At 45.8% G+C, this 14,128-nt stretch carries 11 protein-coding genes; 7 read left to right on the forward strand and 4 right to left on the reverse strand.

Annotated features, from left to right (window positions below; genetic code table 11):
- Positions 1–382: 382 nt before the first annotated feature.
- Entirely contained in the window at positions 383–1,012 is a 630-nt protein-coding gene (locus DSL64_RS03720; RefSeq protein ID WP_115829311.1) for a TetR/AcrR family transcriptional regulator, read from the reverse strand.
- Between the two features lie 249 nt (positions 1,013–1,261).
- Here DSL64_RS03720 and DSL64_RS03725 point away from each other — a divergent pair, with 249 nt between their 5' ends.
- From DSL64_RS03725 to DSL64_RS03740, 4 genes are all read left to right on the forward strand, one after another.
- On the forward strand, positions 1,262–2,464 hold the full coding sequence (locus tag DSL64_RS03725) for a hypothetical protein (RefSeq protein WP_115829312.1): 1,203 nt from the start codon (positions 1,262–1,264) through the stop codon (positions 2,462–2,464).
- A 12-nt stretch (positions 2,465–2,476) separates the two neighbouring features.
- A complete protein-coding gene (locus DSL64_RS03730; protein ID WP_115829313.1) occupies positions 2,477–3,037 on the forward strand; it encodes a Crp/Fnr family transcriptional regulator in 561 nt (186 codons plus the stop codon).
- A gap of 163 nt (positions 3,038–3,200) precedes the next feature.
- The gene (locus DSL64_RS03735) at positions 3,201–3,647 is read left to right on the forward strand and encodes a MauE/DoxX family redox-associated membrane protein (protein WP_115829573.1); all 447 of its coding nucleotides are present in this window, start codon (positions 3,201–3,203) and stop codon (positions 3,645–3,647) included.
- Positions 3,648–3,774: 127 nt separating this feature from the next.
- Complete coding sequence (locus DSL64_RS03740; protein ID WP_115829314.1) at positions 3,775–4,044, forward strand: DUF6520 family protein; 270 nt, start codon at positions 3,775–3,777, stop codon at positions 4,042–4,044.
- Between the two features lie 60 nt (positions 4,045–4,104).
- Here the strand turns inward: DSL64_RS03740 and DSL64_RS03745 are convergent, their stop codons facing one another.
- From DSL64_RS03745 to DSL64_RS03755, 3 genes are read right to left on the reverse strand one after another with little or no spacing between them, the layout of a single operon-like run.
- On the reverse strand, positions 4,105–5,460 hold the full coding sequence (locus DSL64_RS03745) for a RagB/SusD family nutrient uptake outer membrane protein (protein WP_115829315.1): 1,356 nt from the start codon (positions 5,458–5,460) through the stop codon (positions 4,105–4,107).
- 18 nt (positions 5,461–5,478) lie between these two features.
- The gene (locus DSL64_RS03750; RefSeq protein WP_115829316.1) at positions 5,479–8,664 is read right to left on the reverse strand and encodes a SusC/RagA family TonB-linked outer membrane protein; all 3,186 of its coding nucleotides are present in this window, start codon (positions 8,662–8,664) and stop codon (positions 5,479–5,481) included.
- Between the two features lie 11 nt (positions 8,665–8,675).
- Positions 8,676–10,016, reverse strand: coding sequence for a TlpA family protein disulfide reductase (locus DSL64_RS03755; protein WP_115829317.1), 1,341 nt, complete (start codon positions 10,014–10,016; stop codon positions 8,676–8,678).
- Positions 10,017–10,571: 555 nt separating this feature from the next.
- Between DSL64_RS03755 and DSL64_RS03760 the strand changes: the two genes are divergently transcribed.
- The 3 genes from DSL64_RS03760 (at position 10,572) to DSL64_RS03770 (ending at position 14,110) form a co-directional block, all read left to right on the forward strand.
- Positions 10,572–11,153 (forward strand): helix-turn-helix domain-containing protein, encoded by a 582-nt coding sequence (locus tag DSL64_RS03760; RefSeq protein ID WP_115829318.1) that lies wholly within the window; start codon positions 10,572–10,574, stop codon positions 11,151–11,153.
- A 559-nt stretch (positions 11,154–11,712) separates the two neighbouring features.
- On the forward strand, positions 11,713–13,071 hold the full coding sequence (locus DSL64_RS03765) for an ATP-binding protein (protein WP_115829319.1): 1,359 nt from the start codon (positions 11,713–11,715) through the stop codon (positions 13,069–13,071).
- 1 nt (position 13,072) lies between these two features.
- A complete protein-coding gene (locus tag DSL64_RS03770; RefSeq protein WP_115829320.1) occupies positions 13,073–14,110 on the forward strand; it encodes an O-methyltransferase in 1,038 nt (345 codons plus the stop codon).
- Positions 14,111–14,128 lie beyond the last annotated feature (18 nt).

The following is a 14,128-nucleotide window of genomic DNA, read 5'->3' on the forward strand; positions in this document are numbered from 1 at the left end:
GAAATACCGCTGTTCATGATGATGTGGGCATAAACACATTCTTACTGTCAGGGTGAGAGAATCAATATCGGGCAGCCGAAGAAAGTAGTCTGATTGTGACAATCCTTGTATTAACCCGCCGTGTTACGAAGGTTAAATTATTGTCAGCCTCACGGGAAGACGGGCGGCTTGAAGGTTGTGTCTTAACATAGAACCGGCTAACAGGCTGTCCGGTCCGGACAGCTATGATGGCGCTGTGCCTAAAAAAAGGAGCCCGTTTGGTGGGCTCCGTTATTTTTCAAAGATAGGATACAGGTGAGCTGTTGCATAATGAAAGTAGGATTATGTCCTAAGTGTCCAGATTGCTTTTTAAATGCAAGTAGAATTGTTTGCTTCACGGTTATTACGGTTTGCTGTCAACTGCACTTTGGTATGCCCAGTCTATGATCTGATCCATCGTTTTGTGCAACTGCCGCATATCATCCGGATGGTTGATATCCAGGCCACAGAATTTACTGCCGTTGGTTTTGTCATGCAGTACACAATAATAGATTCCACCTATCAGCAGGGTCATGACTGCACGGAAACTTACCTGTGTGTTTCCAAAGTGGGCATCTGTCAGACCGAGCATCTGATCACCTGCATATTCCCGCATGTTTGATACGCCCCTGGAAATATCATTTTTCTCAGTTATTTCCCAGCGAATCAGCTCCTGCATCTGCTTGTTCTTATAGAAGTATTCGAGTTGTTCGTGCAGGATTTTTTTTGCCAGCGACTTTCCTGAATCGGCCTTGTTTTCTTCAAGTATCTGATCAATGTTTTCCTTGTAAGGGCTCCAGAAATCCTGCTGTTCAATGTATCTTTTAAACAGGATTTCCAGCGTGCCGAAGTAGCGGTAAATTAATCCTTTGTTTACATCCGCATGCCTTGCGATCTTGTTTACGCCGAGTTCTTGGTAGCCTTCTGCAAGGAAAATTTCTCCGGCAGCTTGCATAAGCCTCATTTCTGTCCTCTTTCTGTTTCTTTTTCTCATAGTAGATAAAGTTTTTAAATGATATTAAATAAGTCCCTGACGATCAGTACGGTCGCCGAAATAAATTAAAAAAAATTAAGATGTAACCGAAATAAATTAAATGGAAAAATAAGTTTGGTGTTCAATTGACACATAATGTCATACGATTACTTTAAATAATTAAAAAACGTATAGCCCTCATCGAAGCGATTTCTGAAAGACATGAGTAAAATTTAAGCAGTTGATATTCATCTATTAACAAGCGTTGTCATGGAATATCGTTACACACTCGAGTGGTATGATTCGCTGATTTCGGTCACTTTGAACCCTGCAAGGACCGATTTACCGGAGATTACAAAGCAGCAAACGGATGCAATTCTGATCACTGCATCCGGGCAGAAAGACAAGTGGCTCTGGGAGGTCAAAAGGGAGATTTATGGTCTGAACAACAAGGCTCAGATAGAATTTCTGGTACGGCGCTACCATTCAGATCTGATCCTGCTGGCCGATCAGGCCTACGACAACCATAACCGGATGCTGCAGGTGCCGGATCATCTCAGAAAGTTGTCCACAGCGATCGTTAGTGATCTTCACGAACTGCTGTCCTTTCTGGAAGACCGGTATTTGAAATATTTGGGGATGGAGCAGCCGGTCCCGGCTGTCTGCATGCAAAAAACCAGGGACGAGATGAAGGCAAGACTCGGCCGTCTGAAAGTCAGGTTAGCACGGCGGATCAGCGATAAGGCACTGATCGAAATTGTACTGGGGACATTGCAACAGTTTTTCAGCAAACAGGATAACAGAAGGGTCAGTTTTGCGCAGGCCGGTTATATGAAAGAACTGATCCTGGGACTGGAGCAGGCAGCAGATCTGAGAACTGAGGCAAAGGTTTATCAGGCAGTTAACGAGTTTCTGATCTACATGAATTTCAATAAAAGGGCTTACCTGAACTACTATACAGAAAGGGTTGCGGCCAGGATTAACTGTTTCGGATCCTTTTCAGATAAGATGGATCAGCTCTTTCTGGCGTACAAGGAATTTAACCAGATGCATATCAGGCCAGGTGTCAAACTGAAACCGAAATACAAAGGGGTAAAACATGTAATCGGAAACTGGTTTGCACATGAGATCGCTTATCTGGAAAAGAAGTACCAGTGGGAGGTAAACCCGCTGGAAATGCGATCAGAGCACGGTAACCCGTCAGGGCCACAGGCAAAAGTGAAACTCGCCCTGAATGCAGATCAGATCGCGATCCTTATACGGGCTTTCTCGAGCCAAGGTGTACTGGAAAGGGGTACTGTGCACGCCGTGTTCAGACATCTGGTCCCTTATCTGTCTTCAAAAGAACGGGTAAATCTCTCCTGGGACAGTATGCGCAAAAGATCGTATACACCCGAAGACAAGGATAAAAAAGCAGTACTCGCCATTCTGGAAAACGCAATGGCAGCTATCAGAAAATTTGACGGACTCTAACTAAATCAGCTTATGAACAAATCCCGGTTAATCACCTACCTTTCACACCTTCATCCCATCCGGCCTGAATTCGAGGAGCTTCTGTCTAAAAAACTTCAGCAGCATATCTTTAAAAAGGGCAGGGCTCTGCGCGAACCTCTCAGAAGTTCATCAGTCTGGTTTGTGGCCCACGGTATATTGAAAGCTTCCTACTATGACCAGGTCGGTAACGAGCATGTCACCCGTTTCTGGCATGAGGATGAAATCCTGCTATTGGAAGTCAATGCATACAAGAGCATACCTTCTGCGGATTACCTTATTATGCTCGAAGATACCGTGCTGCTTTCGCTTCCTGATCATGTGATCGGATACTGTCTTAAAAATTTCCGGGAGGCCCATACGCTCCGCGCCATGCTTTTCCACAAGGACCGCGACAGGGCCGAAGTACTCGGACATTTGCTGAAGCTGCCGCTTGCTGACGGGTACGGTAAGTTTCGGGAAATCTATCCTGTACACCGTATCCCGGTCAAGGATGTGGCCTCTTATCTGGGCGTGCATCCGAAACGAATCAGTGAACTCAGAAGCAAAAGGTAGCCTCCCATGACTTTTTTTTCTTAATCAGAGCATACCGGAACGGAAAAAATTTGCTCCGCTGCGTGCCATGCCGGCCACAAAGCGGCGGAATAGCTTTGTTGTGTAATGATCACACGGCGTGTGTACGTGTGTGATCAGTTGTTTGGAACACAATCTGAAAGCTATGAAAAGATCTCACACCGTTTTGCAGCTGACCGTCTGTCTGCTTGTCATTCTGTTTTTTTACACAGCACTAAGCAAGCTGATGGATATTGGCCAGTTTGAAAAACAGCTCAGAAACCAGGTCCTGCCTGGGTGGGCAGTTGTTCCGCTGCTCTGGCTGATCCCCATATCAGAACTCATTGTCACAGAGCTTCTGATCTTTAAGAAAACCAGACTGGCAGGACTTTACGGGGCGTTGATCATGATGGTGGTTTTTACAGCATACATAGGGCTGGTTTATCTGAATGTTTTTAACAGGGTTCCCTGCGGCTGCGGGGGTGTAATTAAGAACATGGGGTTTGGTGCTCACCTGGTGTTTAATTTTTTCTTTCTGATCCTATCGGTGGTAGGTATATACATGTTTCACGCAGATAAGAAGGGAGGTGCGGTGACAGCAAGTGGCAGGTGAGCGGAAGCCGGAAAGACATGGCCCAGGGCCGTTTCTTTCTGCCAGGGATTGCCTACTCTACTGAAAAAGCGTAGGTAACAATTAATCAATTTCATATTTAAACGCTTCCAAGAAGCACAAATGCCTTATGAAAAATGTGTTTAAATTTAAGTATTTACCCGCTTTTGCATTGGTATTAGCTGGCGGTATGGCTGTCGCTACTACAAGTCGCAGCATGGCTCCACAGTATTTCAAGGATTCAGCGGGCGAATGGCAGCCGCTGGGTAGCAGGCAGATCGGCACTCAACCCGGTCAATACAGCTGTAATCAAAGTGATAGTCAATGTACAGCCGAAGGCTTGGATGCAAATGGTGAACCTACCGGCAATATTACCGAAGGGCAGCTGGTTCAAAACTAGCTTCATATTGCTACCCGTATTTTAAAACAAAAAGTCCCCGAATCCGGGGACTTTTTGTTTCTATCTCACATTCTGTTCAATACCACCTCCCAGAATCTCATTCTCAGGGATACTCAAAACATACCGGCTGTCATTGGCAGACAGCTCTAAAAGCTCGGCCGAAGGTTTTCGGTATAACGTTTTGGCAAACCTGGGATCCTTGTTGAGCCGTCTGAGATCCGTCCAGCGCACGCCCCTTGAAAAAAGCTGCTTCCTTCTTTCCAATAGGATCAGCTCCAAAAGCTGCAGCGGCCTGGTCTCCGTGACGGGCTTATACGTGCCTTTTTTGTAACGGGTGACCAGTAGTTTATTCAGATCACCCAAAGCTTTGCTTTCCTGCCCCAACCGGGCAGCACACTCACTTCGGATCAGAAGCATCTCATCGGTGGCAAGCCCTGCAAACAATGCTGCCGTCCCGGTGTAGGTGCCAATGAAGCGTCCGGTACCCTTCTGAAAAAACAGGGACCTTCTTAAATCGTTGGCCTCAAAGCTGCGGGCAAGAACCGTGTCCGGGTAAATTAAACTGGAACTAAAAAACCCGTATTTGACCAGCGTCGCCTGGAAGAGTACCTCTGGATTTGCGTTCAGAATCGATCTGGGCATCGGGCGCGCCAAAGTAGAATCGACCGTGCCGTAATCCAGCAGCTGATCTTTGAGCGCCAGAGCCGAATCTGCATACAACGCCGCTACCGGATACGCTTCCATCGAATGGTGCACCCGGGCCAGTAGCCCGTAAGCCGCCGGTTTAGCCGGCTGCGTGGGAACGGCCGTCTTGACAGGCAGCAGCCTTGTGGCCAGTGCCAGGTCCTGGTTTATCCGCTCATAGGTTTGTTGTAGCGTACCCCGGGGCGCTTTGGTGTTGATATCCGCCTGCAATTTCAAAGGAATGCCTAAAAGCTTTTCTGCCGTCGCTTGATCGTAAGCTGCTGCAAACCCCTGCGCCAGATGATAAAAAGCCCAGGCCCTAAAAAAAAGCGCGCTGCCTTTCAGCCGGTCCCATTCGGCCCGCTGCGTTTGCTGAGGCGTGATCTTTTCAAGACCTTCGAGCACCACATTCGCATAAAACACCTGGCGGTAAGGCGTGGTCCAGTCCGGGGCAAACGTGGTTCCCTCGTAAAGATCCTTTGCCCAGAAATATGTGTTTCTTTCGATCTGGTTGGTCAGCGCATCCAGGCCGCTTTGGGGCATGTAGTATTCATCTCCTCCTAGCACACCCAGTGCAGGCACATCGTTCATGTAGGCGCTGTTGTTTAAAAGATCATTCATATCAGCCAGTGAGGTGGGTACCACCAGCGCCTTATCGGGCTTTTGCTGCAGATAATCCTGGCAGCCCAGATTTACCAAAGCCATCAGCATAGCTAAATATCGTTTTTTCATTTTGATCCTGTCTTTTGATTAAAAATCTGCTCTTAGTCCTATTGAAAGTGTTCTCGGCGGCACATAGACCGCATAGGCGTAGTCGGGATCAAGGCTGGTTTTTGCCGCCTTCCAGATAACTCCCAGATTATCCCCGTACGCATACAGTTGCAAGCTTCGAAGGGGCAGTTTGCCCAGCTGCCTCCTGGTGAAATCATAGGAGAGCTGAACGTCTTTCAGCCGGATATGGTCCGCTTTCTGCACGAGCGCCTGAGAGAAAAGATAAAAATTATCCCGCGCTGTAAGGCCCGTTTGCGGTACTGAAGGGACATTTGTCCTGGTTTCATCACCCGGCTTCTGCCAGCGCATGCCATAGTCCCCATGTTGGGAAGCTAGTCCGGAGTTCAGACCATATCGGATCGAATTTCTTCTGAAATAGTATCCTGCCCTAAAATTCAACATGGCTGAAAGCGAAAAGCCCCTGTAGCTGAACTGATTTCGGACCGAACCGAACAGTGTAGGCCGCGCCGGCCCGTAGTAGACCAGATCCTCTGGCTTTGTGGTGCTCAAAATGCTGCTGTATGCCTGACTCGGCGCTCCGTTTAGAAAACCGACCGGATTACCTTTCTCCGGGTCTAGTCCTTCAAAACGGTAGGCATAGACCGCCATAAGGGGCCGGCCTTCCATCGGAAGCGCCCCCGAGGACATGTTATCGCCACCCTGGGTATACGCCAGCGAAGTGGCTTTGATGTCATAGTGGCTGACCTGGTCTTTGGCATGGCTTACCAGAAGGTGCGTATCCCACTGAAAGACGCCGGTAATATTCTGGCTGTTTAATACCAGGTCAAACCCGCTGCCTTTGGTTGCGGCATTGTTTCCCCTAAACGTGCTTACCCCGACCGAAGGCGGGACCTGCGCCGAACCGATCAGATCGATGCCTTTCTTGGAGAAGTATTCCACGCTGCCCGATAGTCTGCGGTTGATATTGGCAAAATCCACACCCACATTGATCATCCGGATCTTTTCCCAGCGAAGCTTCGGATTCGGCGGGTTTACGATCTGCGCATACGGAAGCCCGCTTTCAATATCAGTATACCCCGACCGGGCAGTCGTGTAAGCCGAGACGGTTTTATCGATGTTGCCATTATAGCCCGCGGTTGCCCGGACCCTCAGATACGGCATGGCTTTCCACTGGTAGAATTTCTCCTGGCTGATCTCCCAGCTACTCCCAACCGAGAAAAGTGGTACCCCTTTCTGGTTGGTGGCCACGCCAAACAGATTGCTTTTATCCAGCCTTCCGCTGGCAGAAAGTGTATAGCGGTTTTTAAAGCTGTATGCGGCATTGCCATAAAATGAGACAAACCGGTCAAAAGTCTCAGAGAAGCTGTCCATGTTTGGGATTACGCTGTTAAACCCGTTGATATAATTTGGAAACTGCCGCACGTAATCCACCGGAATGAATGAGGCATAATCATCATTGTAACCATAATGCCGGGTGCTGTTTGCTTTTCGGGCACGGCTCCGGATCTCTGAGCCCGCAATCGCATCAATACGGTGATGCTGTTTCCAGCTTTTGGCGTAGCTGCCCTGCAGACGGGCACTGTGGCTGAGCGCTGCGGATTCGCCCTGATCCAGAATATCACCATAGGGAAGGTTCCGGGTCAGACTGCCATCGGCGTTAACCTGGGTGAACCGGTTGACAAAATCCCGGGCAAAATAGCTTTGCCGGCTTTGCATGTTGCGGCTCGAATTGTTTTCTACCCCATACTGGTAGAGCCCCTGAAACGTCAGCGCCTGTCCTACCCGGTAGCTCACATCGGCATTCAGCCGGTAATCGGTCAGTGTGCTTCTGTTATCTGCCAGCTCCAGCTCATCGAGGGGAACATATTCCCATGGAAGAAGCCCCTGCGCCGAAGCCTGCGAAATCACCGAGCTTCTCACATCCCGGGGTAGAGCCAGTGGTTTTCCGGCTTCATCCGCCAGCCGGGCATACGGATAGATCAGATTATTGTTGAGCATGAAGCGGTCGGTGCCATTATTATCCTGGCTGCTGTTCGAGTAGTACAGCCCGGCAGTGATACGCAGTCTGTTTTCCAGAAGCTGAAGCGTGTTATTGACATGAAGAGACGTTCTCTGATAGGCGTTTCCGACCAGCGGGTTCAGGTTGCGGTCATGACCCAGCGATACCAGTAGCTTCTGGTGCTCGGTTCCTGAGCTCAGACTCAGCGCATACTGCTGGTTCACACTTCTGCGGTAGACATACCGGCTAAGATCTCTTCTGAAATCATGCGCCGATAGCGCCGCGATCTGGCTTGTAAGCTCACTGTCTGAAAGCTGCCCGTCCCTGTTTTTGATCAGCAGTTCGACTACTGGCGAGAGCGCCACCTTGTTTACCGAGGTTTCATCGGCTTTAAAATACCCTGTTTTAAAAAGGCTAGTTTCAATACCTGCGTATTCCGCACCCGACATCAGCGGCTGGTAGTACAGATCGGGCGACGCCCCCAGTGTTACATTGCTATTAAAGGATAGCTGCACGGGCTTTTTAAAGGAGCCCTTTTTTGTGGTGATCACAATCACCCCGTTACCGGCCCTGGCTCCCCAGATCGAAGCGGCCGCGGCATCTTTTAATACGGTAATGCTTTCGATATCATTAGGGTTGATCGAATTGATATCGCCTTCGTAAGGAAAATTATCAATCACGATCAGTGGGTCCGCCTGAGCAAATATCGTGCTTTGCCCCCGTATGCGCAGCGCACTGCTTCTGCCCTTGTTGAAAATCACACCCGGCACGACATCGGAGATCCTCGTCAGCACATCCGGGCTGACCCTTCTGCTCAAAAGCTTATTGTCAGCAAAAGCAAACGAGCCTGTCGCCCTTTCTGCCGGGATTTGTTGGTAACCCGTTGAGACCACCACCTCGCTAAGCTCGGAGGGGTTGGGCTCCAAAGCGATCGTCAGCGGGCCACTACGTGAGGCTTTTACCTGCCGGGTCAGATAGCCGATATAGGAGATAACCAGGGTAGCAGCGGTATCGGGCACCGTCAGTGAAAATTTACCATTTTCATCACAGACCGTTCCAGACTGTTTATCTTTCACACTGACCACAGCGCCGGCAAGCGGCTGCTCATCGGATGCCGAAAGCACGGTGCCTTCCATCCTTTTTTGTGCGAAAACATAACCAGTCAGGACCGAAAGCAGTATAGAGAGTAGTATCGTTTTTTTCATCACCGTCCAGGTTAAAGATTATCCGAAATCACCAGCATATCAATTTCACGTACCTTCTCATTCAGCGTCAGCCCGTAAGGTTTTAAGGCCCTGTTCAGATCTGCTATATCCGAAAGGTCTGCATCCAGTATCAGGTCCACAGGATCTGTATAGCCCGTTCCGTCCACGACCGGATAAGGAGAATCCTGCATTGAGATCACATTGAGCTGCGAGATCAGAAACAGCAATTTTTTATTTTGGAGTGTGAACTGACCGTACTCAGTGGCCATCAGCGGCCTGCCGCCTTTGGAGCGGATGTGGTCAACCGAATCCGTTCTTGTCAGTACCAGACAAGTACGGCTCCGCCTTTGCATGCTGGCTTTGTATCGGCTAAAAAGCCGGGCAAAATCCTGCTGCATAATCGTGTAAGCCTCTTTACCAACTGCTGCCGGCACTTTTACCTCGTAACAAAAGGCGTTACCCTGTTTTTTCCAGTCGGTGTATTTTTGCCCGGTCAGATCCGAGCGTAGACGGCCCGGATCGTTTACTTCCAGAATCATCCGGTTTTTGCCCAGGTATCCATTGCCCCCATAGGCCACACGGAACATCGAGGAAAGCGGCGTGTTGCGTAGCACGATCCGAAGCTCGGTGCTGTCTTTTATAATAGAGTATCCAGCGCTCAGAAGACCTTCGGTGTAATTTGCCAGTACCGAGTGGTAAATTAATTCTTTACCATCGCCACCATTGCCGCCCACCAGAAACGGCTTTTTTACATCGTAGGCAATGCCTTTTTCGTCTTTTTTCTGCCGGATATCACCCGCTTTCCCTTCCAGCACTTTCCTGATAGTAGAAGCATTCATTTCTTCCATGCCTGTGAAGGTCAGCACAACACCTTCACTGCTGATCCAGACATAATGCGGCACGTACCTATGTGGAAACAGCTCGTGAAGCACGCTGTCTGCAATTACTTGCGGTAAGACTATACGTCTTGTGGTTTTCGCCTGGTATTTGCTGAGAAAAGTTTGGACAGCCTTTGCATCCTGATAGGCCACCGGAAGAATCTGTATTTTATCATCAAACTGCTTTTGAAGCGAATCCAGACGCGGAAGCATCGACACGCATGCACCACACCAGGTAGCCCAGAAGTCGATAATCAGCAGCTTCCCCTTAAAATCAGAAAGTTTGACCGTCGGTGTTTTGTAGTTCAGAACGTTACTGACTGTTATATCCGGCAGGGTATCACCGATAGCGAGCTGCCGGACAGCGCCTGTCTGCGCTTTCACGGGCCGCCAGCACAGCATCAGGATAAATGAGAGTAAAAGATAGAAAAGATAAGGCAATAGCTTACCTGGTGAGCAAAAACGTGAGTTCATTGCAAAAAAGATTGGAGTGAAAATAATGTAATTACACCCTGCAAACCCATCAGGATTGCAGAGGAAATCGCATACGGATCCCGTGATCCAATATTCAGCTATTGGATCAATCAGATTCGAAAATGCAGGATGAGCCGAGCCTACTGAGGCTTACGGATGATCAATTTAAAGACAAGACGATTACTCATACGCGTAACAATGGTTTGGCTCCGGAGGAGAGCATGAAACATTATGTAATTGTTACTGGAGTCTTTTGGTGGAGAACGCAATAAATGTGGGACTGCCAACCGTGGTTACATTTGGTTTCTGACGCCTTAAGTTAGCACGGATTTACAGCAAGCCCCACATCTACTCTAGCAGCAAATATAGCACACTAGCTTAGAAATTGTGGGTATTGGCTTGCTGCCTTGCGCTAACGGCGTCAGAAATGTAACCGCAAGACCTCTCAATACCTTATAGTATATTTAAGAATATCAGGTGGTAAAGATAGTAAGTTGTCCTTCAATATAAAAATATTGAATAAATTTTATGACAACTTTTTGTGTGCATTTGTGCATGCAAAGAAGCGATAAACTGCTATACAGTGCTCAAATAGCAGACCGTATTAGGTTGATAATGGAAATTCTGGGATTAGAATTAAGCGGATTCTCCGAGTTTACTCAGATATCCGAAAGCCATTTGTACGCAATTTTAAATGGTAAGAGGAAATTAACAAGAAACATTGCGGAGAAAATTGGAGAGAAGTTGGATTTTGATGGATGGAAAATACAACAACTTGACCACAAGATACCTATGAGTATCCGAAGAGCAACAGAATTATCAAGGTTCTATATAGAGAATAAAGATGTACTGGAATTTTTTGTTAATACGAAAGATGAAAGGAAAGCTTCACATTTTATCGAATTCGGTTTGATAAAGGCCAAGGTGTTTGACGAACCTAAGTATATTTGGGAGATTCGTCAGATATGTAGTGAAGCTAAAAGGAACTATAAAAGTAAGGACTTAAGTCAGCTTTTGCTGTATCTGACCGAGAAGGGAAAGCTAAAAAAAGAAAAGAGGCCTTTAAAAAGAAGAGACGGAACCTTTACTGAGAATCGCTTGGTATACGTGTTTTTTAAACCTGATTTCAAAGCTTAAACTTGTTGTCGTACGTGGGAGTTTAACCCGGTGTTATATCTAACTAATCCTAGAAATATCTGATTTTATTGATACTTCTAGCCAAATATTTTAGTCTAAATTCGAAACGAGTTAAAACATGGAGCCTACACCCCTCCAAGATTTTGTAGTTCACACCTCAATAAAATATGGTTAGCGTTACTGAACGCACTCTGTATTGAAGTCAGTACTCATATCAAGAAAATTCTCTGCCTTAAGGAAACCTAAGCGTTACCCAGGAATAAGAGACCAATGCACGGCTCATTCTCTTTTGGGAATCAAATGTCAAAACAGATACTGCATATAGTGATACTGTTGTCATAATGAAGATTTTATCATTTGAATATGAATTGAAGTCCTGCGAATACTGTGGACAAATACCATTGTGCAATTTCTGAAATGTACAATAGCTCCTTTACTGCCGGAGTCGTATGTAGCTACGTACCATTAAATAAAAATATTTTGTTCATTTTATAAAATATTGTACAATTACATCTGTGCCTCACAGTGGGGTGTAAGTGAATATAGATACCGATAAAATATGAGTAACGGAAAGCAAGAGAATATCGACCCAGCAACGATTGAAGCCCACCCTACCAAGGAGTTTTTCATAACGATGTTAACCAGAGACCTTTCATTAAAAGATGCCATTGGAGATTTGGTTGACAACTGTGTGGATGGAGCGAGAGCGCTCTCTCCGGATAACTATTCGGGGTTCGAAATTTTCATCGACTACGACGACACCAAATTTAAAATCAGAGACAACTGCGGAGGTATCGATATAAACACAGCTCGTAATTATGCATTTAGATTTGGGAGACCAACAGGGTTTACAGGCGTAAAAGGATCGGTTGGACAATTTGGCATAGGCATGAAAAGATCTTTATTCAAAATAGGAAAGGAATTTTCTATAATATCTAATGCTGAAGAATCATCTTTCAAGTTGGATGTTGATGTGGAAGAATGGCAAAAAACTAGCGAGTGGGAGTTTAAGTTAAAGGATTATACCGAGAATAAAAAAAACCTTCAAGCACGAGGAACTGAGATAACAATCCAAAAGCTTAATAAAGATGTAAAGTCAGACTTCAACAATTCGCTTTTTCTTACAAGTTTAAAAGCAGATTTAGAATTGGAAAATACTTATCCGTTGAGCAAGGGATTGACTATTAAAATTAACAACATCCCTTTAAAAAAACGAACTCTTGAGTTTTCTTACTCTGAAGTCATCAAACCAGCCTTTGAGGAGTATAAGCATGGTTTGGTAAGTGTGAAAATTGTAGCCGGTGTTGGGGAAGAATTACTGGAAGACGGTGGTTGGTATCTATTTTGCAATGGCAGGTTAGTCTTGGGGCCAGAACAAACCCATATAACTGGATGGACTGGAGGGCGAGGCACATCGGATGGAGGGCCTAAATACCATGGGCAATATATGAGATTTAGAGGATACGTATTTTTTGAAGCTGATGACGCATCACTCCTGCCATGGAATACTACTAAAAATGGAGTCGACTATGACTCGGCTGTCTTCAAACAGGCGCGGCAAAAAATGATCAACATAATGAAGCCAGTTATTACCTTCTTGAATAAGATGAAAGAAGAGCGAGAGGGGGATACTTCCGAGAAAGATATGTTTTTGAAAAAGCAAATGGAAGGAACTCAGCGTGTCAATGTTGCAACCATATTAGATAGTCAGGCAAACTTAGCAAAATATACCACAAAAATTTTCCAATCTCCATCCCCCCCTTTAAGGCCCGTACCGAAACCTACTGACGTAACGATCAGTTATAAAATCCCGAAAGTTGATGCTGATAGAGGCAAAAGACATTTGAACACAACAAGTAATAAAGCCCTTGGAGAGTTCTCGTTCAAATATTTCATGGAAATGGAGGTTGACAATTAATATGAGCTTCAGGAAAATAAACTATAAACTAAGGCCTGCCAAAACGGTGGAGAGAAAAATGATTACTGAATCATTTAGAAAATTAAGTGCGTTTAATCACATCTCAGACTACCAATACATTGGATTTGGATCCATATACTTTGTTGATTTCGTTTTATTTCACAAGCATTTGGGAATAAAAAAAATGATTAGCATAGAAAAAGATGCCAACGCACAATCAAGGGTGGAGTTCAATAAGCCCTTTTCATGTATTGACATGCACTTCGACACATCAAGTAACGTATTACCAAAACTGGAGTTAGATAGACCGTCAATTATCTGGCTGGATTATGATGGCAAACTTTCCACAGATTGCTTGTCTGATCTTAGCACTACTTGTTCAAACCTGGCTCCTGGAAGTGTCCTAATGGCAACTCTGAATGTCCAAGCAGAAAGCATTATAAATATAGCCAAAGATGAGAAACAGGAAGAGGGTGATGATGACGAAATCTATGTGAGTGTTGGAAAGGAGGAGATATTCGAACATAGGCTAAAAATTTTAGAAGAACAAATAAGTAGGTATAAGATACCTGCGGATATTGAGGCTAAAGACTTGACTCCCAATGGTCTTCCAAAGTTGATAGCTAGGATATTAGAGAACGAAATATCATCCGCGCTTGATACGAGAAATTTGGGATTAGACGATACTGAATATCTTTATTTTAAGCAGCTATACAACATCAAGTATGAAGATGGGGCGGCTATGCTGACATTTGGTGGAATAATAGTATCAGCGGATCAACTTGATACTTTTGATAGTGCCAACTTTTTCGAACTTCCGTATTGTACTCCTGAAAAAGACGCATTCCACATAAAAATACCGAATCTTACGACAAAGGAGGTTGTGCTACTTGACTCTCAAATTCATGAAGCGTATGACTTCAAAGATCTATCGTTGAAGGCAATACCAAAACCTTTAAAGTTCATTAATTCATCCGAAATTAAAAGCTATGCTGAGATATATAGGTTTTACCCTACCTTTACTGAATCAATTTGGTAGAAGACACTAATACAGTAT

Origin of the sequence: Dyadobacter luteus (assembly GCF_003383615.1) — a bacterium.
Taxonomy (GTDB): Bacteria; Bacteroidota; Bacteroidia; order Cytophagales; family Spirosomataceae; genus Dyadobacter; species Dyadobacter luteus.

What these genes read in the sequence shown, in the direction of transcription:
- DSL64_RS03750 (WP_115829316.1), bottom strand. Translation starts at nt 8,664, where the DNA reads ATGAAAAAAACGATACTACTCTCTATACTGCTTTCGGTCCTGACTGGT.
- DSL64_RS03720 (WP_115829311.1), bottom strand. Translation starts at nt 1,012, where the DNA reads ATGAGAAAAAGAAACAGAAAGAGGACAGAAATGAGGCTTATGCAAGCT.
- DSL64_RS03740 (WP_115829314.1), top strand. Translation starts at nt 3,775, where the DNA reads ATGAAAAATGTGTTTAAATTTAAGTATTTACCCGCTTTTGCATTGGTA.
- DSL64_RS03745 (WP_115829315.1), bottom strand. Translation starts at nt 5,460, where the DNA reads ATGAAAAAACGATATTTAGCTATGCTGATGGCTTTGGTAAATCTGGGC.
- DSL64_RS03770 (WP_115829320.1), top strand. Translation starts at nt 13,073, where the DNA reads ATGAGCTTCAGGAAAATAAACTATAAACTAAGGCCTGCCAAAACGGTG.
- DSL64_RS03755 (WP_115829317.1), bottom strand. Translation starts at nt 10,016, where the DNA reads ATGAACTCACGTTTTTGCTCACCAGGTAAGCTATTGCCTTATCTTTTC.
- DSL64_RS03760 (WP_115829318.1), top strand. Translation starts at nt 10,572, where the DNA reads ATGCAAAGAAGCGATAAACTGCTATACAGTGCTCAAATAGCAGACCGT.
- DSL64_RS03730 (WP_115829313.1), top strand. Translation starts at nt 2,477, where the DNA reads ATGAACAAATCCCGGTTAATCACCTACCTTTCACACCTTCATCCCATC.
- DSL64_RS03735 (WP_115829573.1), top strand. Translation starts at nt 3,201, where the DNA reads ATGAAAAGATCTCACACCGTTTTGCAGCTGACCGTCTGTCTGCTTGTC.
- DSL64_RS03765 (WP_115829319.1), top strand. Translation starts at nt 11,713, where the DNA reads ATGAGTAACGGAAAGCAAGAGAATATCGACCCAGCAACGATTGAAGCC.
- DSL64_RS03725 (WP_115829312.1), top strand. Translation starts at nt 1,262, where the DNA reads ATGGAATATCGTTACACACTCGAGTGGTATGATTCGCTGATTTCGGTC.